Below are 13,852 nucleotides of genomic sequence, written 5' to 3'. Positions count from 1 at the left end.
GTGGGAGAAACAGAGCGGCGTTACTTATCTGTCAATCGACAGAAATTGCCTCCCCGGGGAGACCCAATGGCGCCTTCACCCCCCACCGACGAGAGCGTCCTCGAAAAGTTCGGCTACCGGCAGGAACTGCACCGCAGCATGGGCCGCTACGCCTCGTTCGCGGCCGGCTTCTCCTTTATCTCGGTCCTCACCACGGTCTTCCAGTTCTTCGGCCTCGGCTTCTCTTTCGGCGGCCCGGCGTTCTTCTGGACCTGGCCGCTGGTGCTGACCGGCCAGCTGATGGTCGCGCTCTGCTTCGCAGAGCTGGCCGCGCGCTACCCGATCTCGGGGGCGATCTACCAGTGGTCCAGCCGCTTGGGCAACGCGACGTTCGGCTGGTTCGCCGGCTGGATCATGGTGCTCGGCCAGGTCGTGGTGATCGCCGCCGCGGCGCTGGCCTTGCAGGTCGTGCTCCCGGCGATCTGGCCGGGCTTCCAGCTGATCGGCACCGACCCCTCGCCGGTGTCGGCGGACGGCGCGGCCAACGCCGCGCTGTTCGGCGTGCTCCTACTGGCCGCCACCACCGTGGTCAACCTGCTCGACAACAAGATCATGGCCCGGATCAACGTCATCGGGGTCACCGCCGAGATCATCGGCGCGGTCCTCATCGTCGTGCTGCTGCTCACCCACGCCGACCGCGAGCCCACCATCACCTTCGAGACGGGCCTGCCCGGCAGCGCCTTCGCCGCCCTGCTGGTGGCCGCCTTCGCCGCGTCCTACGTGCTCATCGGCTTCGACAGCGCGGGCGAGCTGAGCGAGGAGACCCGCAAGCCCTCCGCCGTCGCGCCGCGTACGATCATCACCGCGCTCGGCGCGGCCGGGCTGCTCGCCTGCCTGATCGTCTTCGCCGCGCTGATGGCCGCGCCCAGCCTCACCGACGGCCGCCTGGCCACCGAGGGCCTTTCCTACGTGCTGACCAGCACCCTCGGCGACGGCGTGGGCAAGCTGCTGCTGGCCGACGTCGTCGTGGCGATCTGCGTCGCGACGCTGGCGATCCAGACCTCCGCGACCCGCATGCTCTTCTCGATGGCCCGCGACGGCGTCGTGCCCTTCGCCGCACAGCTGGCCCGGGTCTCGCCCCGCACCGGCATGCCGACCGGCCCCGCCCTGGTCACCGGCCTCCTGGCGGCCCTCATCGTGGCGATCAACTTCGTCTCGCCCGACGCCTTCCTGGCGATCGGCACCACCTGCATCGTCGCCCTGTACATCGCCTACGCGATGGTGACCGGGCCGCTGCTGTGGCAACGGCTGCGCGGCTCGTGGCCGGGCGGGGCCCCGGCCGGGGTGGACGAGAACGGCAAGCCGCTGTTCTCACTGGGCCGCTGGGGGTTGGCGGTCAACGTGCTGGCCGTGGTCTACGGCGTCGGCATGGCCGTCAACCTGGCCTGGCCGCGGGTCGAGGTGTACGCCCCGGCCAGCGGACAGTGGTACTTCCAGTGGTTCACGGTGCTGTTCCTGGCCGCCGCGGTGGGCGCGGGCCTGCTGTACCGGTGGTCAGCCGGGAAGAAGCGCGCGGCCCAGCTCACGCGGGTGGGCGAGGTCGCCCTCACCGACGCCGCCAACGCGTAGCGCGGCGTCGGCCACCGCCTCCGCCATCGCCTCGACCGCGAGGGCGGAGGCGTTCCTGCGGATCAGGATGACGCTCTCCACCACGGAGAAGACCAGATCCGCGCGCAGGTCACGCTCGGCCTGTGGCAGCCCGGCGGTGATCGGCGCTAGCAGGTTTGCGTAGGCCTGCTTGAGCGCGGTCCGCAACTCCTGGAAGTCGAGGAACCGGTCGGCCTCGGGCAGCAGGTACAGCGCGCCCAGATTGTGCTCGCCCGAGCACAGCAGCGCCGCGTCGCGGTGCGCCAGCGCCCACAGCCGCGCCCCTGCGGGCGCGTCGGAGGCGGCGAGCAGGCGCGCGGCCTCCAGCGACGGCCGCACCGTGCTCTCCAGCAACTCGGCGAGCAGCGCCTCCTTGCCCTTGAAGTAGTGGTACATGGTCGCCTGCCGGATCCCAGCCCGCTCGGCGACCTCCCGGGTGGTGGTGGCGCTGTAACCGTTGACCGTGAACAGCTCCGCTGCCGCCGCCAGGAGCTCCTCGCGCGGGGACAGGCCGGTGTCGGGACGCGCGACGGCACGCGGCCGTCCCACCCCTCGTCTGCTCACCCACTGATCCTTTCACAGGCCGCGAACCCCTCCGTTTCACAGGAATGAAACACCCGGGATCCGCGGGCGAAACGTCGCGATCTTAATTTCTGTCGAGCGACAGAAATCAAGGAGGAGCCCGATGGCGACAGCCACCACGTACGGCGCGCGCGAGCACGCCCGCGCCCAGGAGGGCACGACGGTCCCGGCCATGCCGCGCGTGCCAGCCCCCGAAGGCCTGACCTGGTCGGAGACGGTCGCGGGCGCCAACTACACGCACCGCGCCCTGGCCCGCGGCACGGAGCTGACCCTGACCGACGTCACCGGCGATGCCTGCGCCCACCTGCTGCTTTACGTGACCGACCGCCCCTGGGAGCGGCTCAACATCGCCGACACCGTCAAGGTCCTGTGGAACGCCTACCCCGGCGCGGGCCACCTCCTGCTGTCGGACCAGGGCCGGGTGTTGGCCTCGGTGCTGGAGTCGACCGCGCCCGCCGACACCATGTGCGGCGTCTCCACGCTGCGTCGCAACACCGAACGCTACGGCGACGGCGCCGCGCAGAGCGACTCGCTCGCCGGCCGGGAGCTGTTCAAGCTGGCCGCGGCCAAGCACGGGCTGAGCCCGCGCGACCTGCCGCCCTCCATCTCCTTCTTCCAGGGCGTCCGCGTCGACCCCGAGTCGGGACGCCTGGAGTTCACGGGCTCGGCGGGCCCCGGCGCGAGCGTCACGCTCCGCATGGAAATGCCGGTGACCATCCTCATCGCCAACGCCGCCCACCCGATCGACCCTCGCCCCGACTACAACTGCGGCCTGCTGGAGGTGGCCGCTTCTTCCGGCAAGCCCACCGCGCCCGGCGACCCGCTCTGGGAGGCCACCCCCGAAGGCCGCCGCGCTTTCGAGAACACCGCCGACCACCTCACCGCCAGGGGCATGCGATGACCGACGTGACCGTTCCCGCCCGCGCTCCCTGGTCCTCGGTGGTCCGGGTCGGCCAGAACCTGACCATCACCGACCTCGGCGGCAACCAGGCCGTCGACTGCCTGATCTACGACGCCCATGACACCGCCGTGCGCTACAGCGCCCAGGACACCGTCCAAGCCCAGGGCGGCATCTTCCTGACCACCGGCACCGTGCTGCTGTCCAACGAGCACACGCCGTTGCTGACCGTCGTCGAGGACACCTGCGGCCGGCACGACACGGTCGGCGGCGCCTGCTCCAAGGAGTCCAACACCCTGCGGTACGGCCAGCACACCTGGTCCCAGCACGCCTGCGTGGAGAACTTCCTGGCCGAGGGCCTGCGGCACGGCCTGGGCAAGCGCGACCTGGTCAGCAACATCAACTGGTTCATGAACGTCCCGGTGGAGGCCGACGGCACACTCGGCATCGTGGATGGCATCTCCGCCCCCGGCCTGCGGGTGACGCTGCGTGCCGAGACCGACGTCCTAGTGCTCGTCTCCAACTGCCCGCAGATCAACAACCCGTGCAACGGCTTCGACCCGACCCCGGTGAGGATAACGATCCAGTGAGCATGGCCCTGCTGGTCGCCAACCGGGGCGAGATCGCTGTCAGGATCATCCGCACCGCCCGCCGGATGGGCCTGCGGACCGTCGCGGTCTACTCCGACCCCGACCGCGGCGCTGCGCACGTCCGGCTGGCCGACCATGCCGTACGGCTCGGCCCCGCTCCGGCCAAGGACAGCTATCTCGACGCCGACCGGGTGCTGGACGCCGCGATCGAGTCCGGCGCTGACGCACTCCACCCCGGCTACGGCTTCCTGTCGGAGGACGCCGCCTTCGCACGCCGGGTGGAGTTGGCCGGTGTGGCGTTCGTCGGCCCCACCCCGGAGCAGCTGGAGCTGTTCGGCGCCAAGCACACCGCCCGCGCCGCGGCCCGCGCGGCCGGCGTCCCGCTGCTGCCCGGCACCGGCCTGCTCGCCGACCTGGCGGCCGCGCAGAGCGCCGCCGAGCGGATCGGCTACCCAGTGATGCTCAAGGCCACCGGCGGCGGCGGCGGGATCGGGATGCGGGCCTGCCGCGACGCGGCGGAGCTGGCCGAGGCGTGGCAGAGCGTGCAGCACGTGGCGTCGGCCAACTTCGCCACCGCCGGAGTGTTCCTGGAGCGGCTCGTCGAGGGCGCCCGCCACGTCGAGGTGCAGGTGTTCGGCGACGGCCGGGGCCGCGTCGTGGCCCTGGGCGACCGGGACTGCTCGCTGCAGCGCCGCAACCAGAAGGTGCTGGAGGAGGCGCCCGCCCCCGGCCTGCCCGACTCGGTGCGCGACCTGCTGGCCGACAGTGCGGTGCGATTGTGCGAGTCCGTCGGCTACCGCTCGGCCGGGACGGTCGAGTTCATCTACGACCCCATGCGGCGCCAGCCATACTTCCTGGAGGTCAACACCCGCCTGCAGGTCGAGCACCCGGTGACCGAGGCACGCTACGGCGTTGACCTGGTCGAGTGGATGCTGCGGCTGGCGCAGGGGGACAGCTCGCCGCTGGATGCAGGAGTACCGCAGCCGCGCGGCCACGCGGTCGAGGCGCGCGTCTACGCGGAGAACCCGAGCAAAGACCACCGGCCGAGCGCCGGGCTGCTCACCCGGGTGGAGTTCCCCGCCGACGTCCGCGTGGACACCTGGGTCGAGGCCGGGACCGTTGTCACCACCTCCTACGACCCCATGCTGGCCAAGGTGATCGCGCACGGGCCCGACCGCGAGACGGTGCTGACCCGGCTCGGTGCGGCCCTGGAGGCCAGCCGGATCGACGGCGTCGAGACCAACCTCGCCCTGCTGCGGGCCGTCGTCGAGGACCCCGCCGTGCTGGCGGCCACGCACCACACCGCCACCCTCGCAGGGATCGGCGACAGCTCGCGGCGCATCGAGGTCATCCGGCCCGGCATACTGACCACGGTCCAGGACTGGCCGGGCCGCACCGGGTACTGGCAAGTGGGCGTGCCGCCGTCGGGCCCGATGGACGACCGCTCCTTCCGCCTGGGCAACCAGGCGCTCGGCAACGAGCCGGGCGCACCGGGACTGGAGAGCATGCTGCAGGGTCCGGCGTTGCGCTTCACCCACGCCACCACGCTCTGCGTCACCGGCGCGCCCGCTCCCGTAACCCTCGAGGGCGCGCCGATCCCGATGTGGGAGCCGGTGACCGTCGCGGCGGGCGCCACGCTCGACATCGGCGCCCCGCCGACCGGCATGCGCACCTACCTGCTGATCGCCGGGGGCCTGGACGTGCCCGCCTACCTGGGCAGCGCTGCCACCTTCACGCTCGGCAACTTCGGCGGCCACGGCGGTCGGGCGCTGCGTGCGGGCGACGTGCTGCGCGGCGGGACAGTCCGCCGGGGGCTCACCGGGACCAGCGGAGCCTGGGAGCCGGGCACCTGGGAGATCGGCGTCGTGGAGGGGCCGCACGCCGCGCCCGAGTTCTTCACCGACGACGACATCGCCGACCTCTACGCCGCCACCTGGAAGGTGCACCACAACTCGGCGCGAACGGGCGTCCGGCTCATCGGCCCCAAACCGCGCTGGGCTCGGCCCGACGGCGGCGAGGCGGGACTGCACCCGTCGAACATCCACGACACGCCCTACTCGGTCGGGGCGATCGACTTCACCGGCGACATGCCGGTCATCCTCGGACCCGACGGGCCCTCACTGGGCGGCTTCGTCTGCCCCGCCACCGTCGTGACGGGCGAGCGGTGGAAAATCGGCCAGTTGCGGCCGGGTGACACGGTGCGTTTCGTCCGTCTGCCCTCGGCGGTCGGCCAGCCCGGCGACGGGGGAGTGCTGGCCCGCCGGGGTGACGTCACCTACCGGCGAAGCGGCGACGACAACCTCCTCGTCGAGTTCGGCCCGATGGAGCTCGACCTGGCCCTGCGCATGCGGGTGCACGCCCTCGCCGAGGCGGTGGAGGCGGCCCGGCTGCCCGGCATCGTGGACATCACCCCCGGCATCCGCTCGCTCCAGGTCCACCTCGATCCGGCCGTGCTGGCGCAGGAGCGGCTGCTGGCCGTACTGATGGAGGTCGAAGCAGGGCGGCCACCCGTCGAGGACCTGGTGGTGCCCTCGCGCACGGTGCACCTGCCGCTGTCGTGGGACGACCCGGCGACACGCGAGGCGATCGAACGCTACATGGCGGGTGTGCGTGACGACGCTCCCTGGTGCCCGTGGAACATCGAATTCATCCGCCGGATCAACGGGCTCGAGAGCGTGCAGGACGTCAACGACACCGTCTTCGACGCCGAATACCTCGTGCTCGGGCTCGGCGACGTCTACCTGGGCGCGCCGGTGGCCACCCCGCTCGACCCGCGGCACCGGCTGGTCACCACCAAGTACAACCCGGCCAGGACCTGGACCGCGGAGAACTCCGTCGGCATCGGCGGCGCCTACCTGTGCATTTACGGCATGGAGGGGCCCGGCGGCTACCAGTTCGTCGGCCGCACGGTCCAGGTCTGGTCGACCTACCGGCAGGACAAGCCCTGGCTGCTGCGCTTCTTCGACCGCATCCGCTGGTACCCGGTCAGCGCGCAGGAGCTGCTCGACCTGCGGGCGGACATGGCGACCGGGCGGCTGGAGCTGAAGATCGAGGACGGCTCGTTCTCGCTGGCCGACTATCGCCGCTTCCTGGCCGCCCACTCGCCGTCTATCGCCGCCTTCCGGGAACGGCAGGCCGCGGCCTTCGCCGCCGAGCGTGCCGCCTGGGAGGCTTCCGGCGAGTTCGCCCGGGGCTCCGAACCCGCCGACTCGCCGCCTGCCTCGACGGAGGTTCCCGCGGGAGGGGTGGTGGCCGAGTTCGCGGCCAGCGTCTGGCAGGTGGCCGTCACGCCTGGCGAGCGGGTCGAGGTGGGGGACAGGCTCGTCGTGCTGGAGGCGATGAAGATGGAGTCGGCTGTCGTGGCCCCGGTGGCCGGGGTGGTGGAGCGGGTCCTGGTCAAGCCCGGCGACCAGGTCGATGCCGGGACCGCGCTGGTCGTGGTGAGAGGAGAGCGGGCGTGACGGCGATGGACGGAGTACGGCATGCGGATGGGCGCGGCGCTCCGGTGGCGGTCGACAGGGTACGGCGGGCCTATGCCCGCATCGCCGAGGTGGACCGGCCCGAGGTGTGGATCACCCTGCGCCCGCAGGAGGAGGTGGAGGCGGAGGCCGCCGCGATAGACCCGGCCCTGCCGTTGGCCGGGACACTCTTCGCGGTCAAGGGCAACATCGACGTCGCGGGCCTGCCTACCACGGCGGGTTGCCCCTCCTACGCCTACCTGCCCGAGCGTGACGCCGAGGTGGTGGCACGGCTGCGCGCAGCCGGCTCGGTGGTGCTCGGCACGACCAACCTCGACCAGTTCGCCACCGGGCTGGTCGGGACACGTAGCCCTTATGGGGCGGTGCCCAATGCCATCCACCCCTCCTATGTCTCGGGCGGATCCAGCTCCGGCTCCGCGGTCGCGGTCGCGCTCGGGATCGTGGACTTCGCGCTCGGCACCGACACCGCGGGCTCCGGGAGGGTCCCGGCGGCCTTCAACGGGATCGTGGGGCTGAAGCCGACCTACGGCCTCGTCCCCACCGACGGCGTCATGCCCGCCTGCCGGAGCCTCGACTGCGTCACCGTCTTCGCCCGCACCCTGCCCGAGGCCCGCCGCGCCTTCGCCGTCATGGCCGCCTCATCGGTGACAGCGGCGTCCGCCTCGTCGGGCACCGCGGCGGCGGGGGAGCCCATCTCGTCGGATGCCGCGGCTGGGCGGGGCACCGGCTCGTCGAGTGCGACGGCCATGAGGCCGCTTGGTCGACCGGCGACCGGGTCGGCCGTGGGGTCGGCTGGCGAGGTGGCCGTGCCGTCCAGGCGGCCGGGGCCTTGGCGGGTGGCCGTGCCGGCGGTGGACGCGCTCGGCGAGCTCGACCCCGGCTGGGCGGAGGCCTTCGAGCGCGCCGCCCGCTCGTTCCGCGGCGTGGAACTGCTCCCGATCGACCCTGCTCCCTTCCTGCAGGCCGCCGAACTGCTCTACCAGGGTGCCTTCGTGGCCGAGCGCTACAGCGCGGTCGGCGAGTTCGTCGCCAAGGGGGGTCCCGACCTGGACCCCACCGTCGCGGGGATCATCATGGCCGCCGCCGCGCTCCCCGCACACCGCCTGTTCGCCGACCAGGAAACCCTCGCGGACCTGCGAGCCCAGGCCATGGGGAACCTCGGGGACGCGGACGCCCTCCTGCTACCCACGACCCCCGGCCATCCAACGCTCGCCGAGGTGGCCGCCGAGCCTCTGACCGCCAACTCCAGGCTGGGCCGCTTCACCAACTCCACCAACCTGTTCGGCCTGTCCGCCCTGGCCGTACCGGCAGGCACGGTCGGCAGGCGGCCCTTCGGCGTGATGCTGCTGGGCCGTCCGCACGCCGACGACCACCTGGCGGCGATCGCCGAGACGCTCAGCCTGCCCCTGCGCCTGGCCGTCGTGGGCGCTCACCTCACCGGCCAGCCACTCAATCACCAGCTGACCGGACGCGGCGCCGACCTCGTCGCCACCACGACCACCGCCTCGGCCTACCGCCTGTACGCCCTGCCGACCACCCCGCCCAAGCCGGGCCTGGTCCGCACGGCCGAGGGCGGCGCGCCGATCGAGGTCGAGGTGTGGGAACTACCGCCCGACGGCCTGGGCAGCCTGCTCGCCGAGGTGCCCCGGCCGCTCGCGCTCGGCCAGGTCGAGCTGGCCGACGGCAGCACGGTGACCGGCTTCGTGTGCACGCCGGAGGGCCTGGCGGGTGCGACCGACATCACGGTTCACGGTGGCTGGCGAGCCTACCTGGCGGCGGGGTGAGCGCTCGTCGAGGCGTCGGTAGCACCACCGGGCGACAAGTCTCCGGCGAGGAGGGTCGACGACCGAGCTCGACGAGGCTGCACCGACGGCCGCACGATCCTGGCCCAGCTACACGCCGCGGACTTCCTGCGCCTGGACGCCAGTGGCGTCATCAGCGCGGCCTACCCCTCCTCCGCCATGCCCACCGCGCACGTCGTCCACATCGAAGACGGCCCCACGGTCGGAGGCTGGCCGCCCGGCGCGGCCAATCCCAGTTCCGGACCGAGCGCCTGCTGTTCTGCCTGGCCCTGGACCCTGGGTCTTCCGCCCGCCGCGTCCTCAACGACCTCGGTGTCGAACCCGCCCGCGTCAAGAAGGAGGTCGAGGAGTGGATCGTCCCGGTCCAACGCCGACACCGCCGCATCGGCAAGAGCAAGAACACCGACCGGGCCTGCTCATTCTGCGGGTGCAAGGACCTGGGCCCCCTCGTCGCCGGACCCGGCGTCTGGATCTGCGGCAGCTGCGCCCAGACCGCCGTAGAGATCCTGCGCGCCGAACCACGCGGCCTCCGCACCGGATGGCCACTACGTCCAGCGGCCGACCCCTGGCTACTCACGTCACGTACATGTTCACGACGTCTACGCCCAGGTCAGCAAGCTGCGCGGATGGCTTTGCGGAAGGCGGCTCGCGCTACCGCCTGAACTCGACCACTTCGACGAGGTCGGCAAGGTCCACATGCCGGGCGACCTCGCAGACGGTGGCACAGTAGGCCACCAGGTAGCCGTGCTGCTTCACCCGTAGGCGCTGCCGGCCGTCCAGGACGATCGCCTCGACCTCGAACCCGTTAACGCCAACCCACATGGCCATGTCGTGATGCTAGAAAACTGCAGGTCAAGACCACGAAACCGCATCCTCGTCCGGAGGCCGGGGCTTTGTGCTCAGCTCAGCTGGCCGCTCGGAGGATGATGCTCCGACGCCCACGGACCCGGGGGTGCACTCTGGTTCGATGCGTGTGTACAACGAGCCCTGCGAGGCGACCGAGAACGAGGACGGATCGCCTCGCACGTTCGTGTGGCGAGAGCGGGAGAACACGGTGATCGAACTGGTCCACGACTGGCGGAGCATGCGCCCATGGTGGATCGACCCGCTACCCGAGCCGATGGACCACGAGGTGCGGCACTACCGCGTGCGGGCATCATCCAGCAAGGGTCAGGGCCTGGTCGAGATCGAGCACCACTACGAAGGCTGGCGATTCGCCAGCATCTTGGACTGATATCGAAGGGCATTCGCGCGCCCGGAACGGCAGGAGCCAAAGCTTGATCGCCAGGCCGTGCAATATGCATGCAATGATCTTGCCGGCGAGAGCCGTACAGCAAGGCTTCGCCGCAGGTCAGATGTAATGAGCGGCAAGGAAAGGTCACGTGCTGTAAAACCGTCGGCTCAGCCTACGCACGTTCGAACCTTGCACCTGCCGCCAGGGATCATCCCAGCTCAGAGGCCCCACGGGGCCTCTTTTGCTTTCCAGGGCCATGCAGCCGTAGGTCGCCGAGAGCCGCCGGTTGTCGCTGATCGTGGGATATACGCGGGATGGATCTTGGCCTGTTTTTCCTGGTCAGATGCCGCGTCCGGGATAGCCGCGGGATGAAACCGCAACCCCGCCGCTGCAGGCCAAGGACGCGAAAAGGGTCCCGGTGGCTTCCGGGTCCCTTCACTTCTGCGTCCTTCATGCGGACCGTAGACGTTCCGCGATCCATTGATGGCCGGCGTCCCAACTTGTGAACTGCTCTAGGTGCTCCCCGGTGGCCGGAGACCAGGCCGGCGGCCTCACCCTTGCCCCCAGGCCATCGCACATGCCCCCAAGAACCCCGCATATCCGGGGAAACGACGGAGAGCCGCGACACTGTGAGTAGGTGGGCGACTCTCCGTCGTTGCCGATCTTCGAAATGCACTAAGCGCCCCAAGCCGTAACGCTCGGCAGACGGGGCCGCATTGGGGCGTCTCCTGGCGTTCACGGGGCCGCGCCGGGCGCGTCCGGTAGAAACGCTCCAGAGCCGTCAGGGCGAATGAAGATCACTCGCTCCCAGACGTTCGCCCCTCCAGTCGTTGAAGCCACTTCCGAGCCCCATCGGCTTTCACACCCATCGGGCCAGCCAGCAGCCGAACCAGATCCTCCCGTGGCACACCTGACGCCCTCAGCCGCAACACCGTCGGCACTAAGGCCCAAGTTTCGTCACAGCTGCGTCTGGCCGCCGTTGACCTCGTACACCGACCCGGTCACGAAGGCCGCCTCGTCGGAGAGCAGGAAGTTCACCACGCCGGCGACCTCCTCCATGGTGCCGGGCCGGTTCATCGCCGTCTTGGCGGCGATCGCGGCCCGTACCTCGGCGGGCAGGCCCCAGGCGGAGGGCCCGTCGATCGGGCCGGGCGCGACGGCGTTGATCCGGATGCCGCGGCGGGCGTATTCCACCGCGGCGGAGCGCGTCAGCCCCACGATGCCGTGTTTGGAGGCCGAGTAGGCGGCCCTCCCGGCGTGTGCCATCACCCCGGCGGTGGAGGCCATATTGACGACGGCGCCGCCGCCTTGGCCCACGAAGTGGCTCAGCTGGGCCTTCATGCAGTTGAAGACGCCCGTGAGATTGACGCTGATGACCCGGAGCCAGTCCTCCGGGTCGATCTCGTGGACGTCGACGAGTCGCGGGGTGACGCCCGCGTTGTTGAAGGCCATGTCGAGGCGGCCGTACGTGGTGACCGCGAACTCCACGAGCCGCCGGGTCTGCTCGAATTCCGCGACGTCGGCGGTGAATGGGGCGGCCTCGCCCCCGGCGGCGATGATCTCCTCGGCGACACGCTCGGCGGACTCCGGGTCGCGATCAGTGACGATGATCTTGGCGCCTTCACGGGCGAGGCGCTTGGCGCCTGCTTCACCGAGCCCGGAGCCCGCTCCGGTGACGATGCCTACTTTGCCGTTGACTGACATGGGGATCCCTCCTTTCGTGAGTGGGCCGGTCAGCGGCCGGAGGCCAGGACGGTGAACACCGCGCCCGCCGGATCGGTGAAGACGGCGATGACGCCGTGTGCGACGGGCGTCACCCCCATGAGGACCGTTCCGCCGAGGCGGGTGACCGTGTCGGCCGTGGCGGCGGCGTCGGCCACGGTGAAGTACACGTCCCAGTACGGCGGGATCTCGGCAGGCATGGCGGGTGGGCGGGGAAGCAGTCCGGAGACGGGCCGGTCGTTCAGCCGCCACTCCCGGCGTCCGAGTGTGCCTTCCGGAGCGGTCGCCGTCCAGCCGAAGACCAAGCCGTAGAAGTCCGCGGACGCCTCGACGTCATCGGTGATCAGCTCGCCCCACGAGAACGTGCCGGGCTCGTTCACCACGCCCGCCCCTCGATGCCGGCCGGGCTGCCACACCGCGAACCGCGCTCCGCTGTGATCGGACAGCAGCGCGGATCGACCGGCGGCCGAGACGTCCGCCGGAGCTTTGAGGACGCCGCCGCCTGCGGCGGTGACCCTGGCCGCGGTCTCGTCGGCATCGGCCACGTTGACATACGTCGTCCATGTGGCGCGCTCGGCGCCCGCGTTCTCGGTGAACGCGGCGACCGGCCGGGCCCGCAGCACCGCGGTCCGGTCGCTCCCCTTGCCGGACAGGCCATCGGTGTAGTGCCAGCCGAACAGCCGGCCATAGAAAGCCGCGGAGGCCGCGGGCTCTGGTGTCGTGAGTTCGGCCCAGGACGGCACGCCGTCCTCGTAGTGATCGACGTCCATGTCTCCCCCAAGAGATTCGAGTCTTCTCGATCGATGTCAACCATAGACGAGCTTGTCAGTGACTGACAACCGAGGCATTTGATGACGAAATCATCATGCTATGATGCGACCGTGATGAGTCCCGCCCCACCGCGATCCGGGCTGCGCGAGGTGACTCGCCGCGCGGTCCAGGCCGAGATCGCCAACACCGCAATGACCCTGTTCGTGGAGCAGGGCTACGAAGAGACGACGATCGAGCAGGTCGCCGCAGCGGTGGGGATGTCGGGACGCAGCGTCTTCCGCTACTTCGCCACCAAAGAGGACATGGTCGTGGGGTCCATGGCACAGGTAGGCCATGACATCGCGGCCGCTCTGCGGACGCGCCCGGCCGAGGAGCCGGCATGGGAGGCGCTGCGCCGCGCGTTGGACGAGCCGCTCCGAGCCCTGAATGACGATGGGGGCATCGCCCTCGCCAGGTCGACTCTCCTGACGACCACGCCCGCTCTGCGCGCCGCCCAGCGGCAGAAACACGCCCAGTGGAACGAACTGCTCGTGCCCGGCATCACACCCCGTCTGGAGGGATCCGCGGCGTCCCGGCAGCTCCAGGCCGAGGCGATCGTCGCCGCCGCGCTGGCCTGTCTGGATGTCGCCGTCGACGAATGGACCCGGTCCGGGGGCGAGAAGCCCCTCGACGAACTGCTCGACGCAGCCATCGCCGCCGTCCGGGGCTGAGCCCGCCGTCTCGGCGGGACGGGCCGCTCTCACAGGCGCGAACCGGTCGCCGATCTCGCCCTTGCGGCGTCTGCGCAGGTCAGGTGCCAAGCGGCCGGATACGGGCCAGGGGATGTGGCCACGGCATGATCACGCCGAACGGCCGCCGAGCAAGTCCGAGCCCAGCACGCCTGGGTCATCGACGCCCTGGCCGCCAAATACCCGGCTGCCGCCGACCATCTCGACCAAGCCCGCGAGGACCTGCTCGCCTTCGCGCAGTTCCCGAGAGAGATCCGGAAACAGATCTGGTCCAACTGTGAGGATCTTCTCGTGCCGCCCGGACGAGGTCCTGGCCCGTGGTCTAACTGGCCTTGTTGCCTGTGGGTTGATCTGCCGGTCCTTGCTCCGGGCGGTGCTTGCTGGCGTCGGACCGGCAGACGTGTCCCGATAGGGGCCTTG

General features: G+C 70.8%; 13 protein-coding genes and 1 pseudogene. 9 read left to right on the top strand and 5 right to left on the bottom strand.

The features are described from left to right. The first annotated feature begins 66 nt into the window (after positions 1 to 66). Positions 67 to 1,608: an amino acid permease gene (locus Pmi06nite_RS31415; protein ID WP_203956794.1), complete on the top strand. Its 1,542-nt coding sequence runs from the start codon at positions 67 to 69 to the stop codon at positions 1,606 to 1,608. Here the strand turns inward: Pmi06nite_RS31415 and Pmi06nite_RS31410 are convergent. Then, positions 1,534 to 2,190 carry a TetR/AcrR family transcriptional regulator gene (locus tag Pmi06nite_RS31410; RefSeq protein WP_203956793.1) on the bottom strand — a complete coding sequence of 219 codons (657 nt, stop codon included), beginning with the start codon at positions 2,188 to 2,190 and terminating at the stop codon, positions 1,534 to 1,536. The genes Pmi06nite_RS31415 and Pmi06nite_RS31410 overlap by 75 nt on opposite strands. Before the next feature lie 121 nt (positions 2,191 to 2,311). On the opposite strand from Pmi06nite_RS31410, the gene Pmi06nite_RS31405 reads away from it, so the two are divergent. From Pmi06nite_RS31405 to Pmi06nite_RS31390, 4 genes are read left to right on the top strand one after another with little or no spacing between them, the layout of a single operon-like run. After that, positions 2,312 to 3,109, top strand: a complete 798-nt coding sequence (locus tag Pmi06nite_RS31405) for an urea amidolyase associated protein UAAP1 (protein ID WP_203956792.1) — start codon at positions 2,312 to 2,314, stop codon at positions 3,107 to 3,109. Next, complete coding sequence (locus tag Pmi06nite_RS31400) at positions 3,106 to 3,696, top strand: urea amidolyase associated protein UAAP2 (RefSeq protein ID WP_203956791.1); 591 nt, start codon at positions 3,106 to 3,108, stop codon at positions 3,694 to 3,696. Before Pmi06nite_RS31405 ends, Pmi06nite_RS31400 begins: the two co-directional genes overlap by 4 nt. Before the next feature lie 2 nt (positions 3,697 to 3,698). Beyond that, a complete protein-coding gene (locus tag Pmi06nite_RS31395; protein ID WP_239114337.1) occupies positions 3,699 to 7,157 on the top strand; it encodes a 5-oxoprolinase/urea amidolyase family protein in 3,459 nt (1,152 codons plus the stop codon). A 5-nt stretch (positions 7,158 to 7,162) separates the two neighbouring features. Then, the gene (locus Pmi06nite_RS31390) at positions 7,163 to 8,959 is read left to right on the top strand and encodes an allophanate hydrolase (RefSeq protein ID WP_203956897.1); all 1,797 of its coding nucleotides are present in this window, start codon (positions 7,163 to 7,165) and stop codon (positions 8,957 to 8,959) included. A gap of 161 nt (positions 8,960 to 9,120) precedes the next feature. Here the strand turns inward: Pmi06nite_RS31390 and Pmi06nite_RS42205 are convergent, their stop codons facing one another. Beyond that, positions 9,121 to 9,354: a hypothetical protein gene (locus Pmi06nite_RS42205; protein ID WP_239114331.1), complete on the bottom strand. Its 234-nt coding sequence runs from the start codon at positions 9,352 to 9,354 to the stop codon at positions 9,121 to 9,123. Here Pmi06nite_RS42205 and Pmi06nite_RS43045 point away from each other — a divergent pair. Further along, positions 9,241 to 9,639, top strand: a complete 399-nt coding sequence (locus Pmi06nite_RS43045; protein ID WP_373317342.1) for a ClpX C4-type zinc finger protein — start codon at positions 9,241 to 9,243, stop codon at positions 9,637 to 9,639. The genes Pmi06nite_RS42205 and Pmi06nite_RS43045 overlap by 114 nt on opposite strands. Here Pmi06nite_RS43045 and Pmi06nite_RS31380 read toward each other — a convergent pair. Continuing rightward, a complete protein-coding gene (locus tag Pmi06nite_RS31380) occupies positions 9,629 to 9,805 on the bottom strand; it encodes a hypothetical protein (RefSeq protein WP_203956788.1) in 177 nt (58 codons plus the stop codon). The genes Pmi06nite_RS43045 and Pmi06nite_RS31380 overlap by 11 nt on opposite strands. Positions 9,806 to 9,944: 139 nt before the next feature. Here Pmi06nite_RS31380 and Pmi06nite_RS31375 point away from each other — a divergent pair, with 139 nt between their 5' ends. Further along, on the top strand, positions 9,945 to 10,211 hold the full coding sequence (locus Pmi06nite_RS31375; RefSeq protein ID WP_203956787.1) for a DUF6504 family protein: 267 nt from the start codon (positions 9,945 to 9,947) through the stop codon (positions 10,209 to 10,211). Positions 10,212 to 11,168: 957 nt separating this feature from the next. On the opposite strand, the gene Pmi06nite_RS31370 is transcribed toward Pmi06nite_RS31375, so the two are convergent. Then, the gene (locus Pmi06nite_RS31370; protein ID WP_203956786.1) at positions 11,169 to 11,915 is read right to left on the bottom strand and encodes an SDR family NAD(P)-dependent oxidoreductase; all 747 of its coding nucleotides are present in this window, start codon (positions 11,913 to 11,915) and stop codon (positions 11,169 to 11,171) included. A 29-nt stretch (positions 11,916 to 11,944) separates the two neighbouring features. Beyond that, positions 11,945 to 12,703 (bottom strand): VOC family protein, encoded by a 759-nt coding sequence (locus Pmi06nite_RS31365; RefSeq protein WP_203956785.1) that lies wholly within the window; start codon positions 12,701 to 12,703, stop codon positions 11,945 to 11,947. Between the two features lie 114 nt (positions 12,704 to 12,817). On the opposite strand from Pmi06nite_RS31365, the gene Pmi06nite_RS31360 reads away from it, so the two are divergent. Together Pmi06nite_RS31360 and Pmi06nite_RS31355 are read left to right on the top strand one after the other, a co-directional pair. After that, positions 12,818 to 13,414, top strand: a complete 597-nt coding sequence (locus tag Pmi06nite_RS31360) for a TetR/AcrR family transcriptional regulator (RefSeq protein ID WP_203956784.1) — start codon at positions 12,818 to 12,820, stop codon at positions 13,412 to 13,414. A gap of 144 nt (positions 13,415 to 13,558) precedes the next feature. Beyond that, a pseudogene (locus Pmi06nite_RS31355) lies at positions 13,559 to 13,708 on the top strand (transposase); the annotation flags it as partial. Between the last annotated feature and the right edge of the window lie 144 nt (positions 13,709 to 13,852).

The organism is Planotetraspora mira, assembly GCF_016863275.1.
In the GTDB taxonomy this organism is placed as follows: domain Bacteria; phylum Actinomycetota; class Actinomycetes; order Streptosporangiales; family Streptosporangiaceae; genus Planotetraspora; species Planotetraspora mira.
Note: the sequence above shows the minus strand (reverse complement) of the source record. Positions and strands in the feature narration are given on the sequence as shown.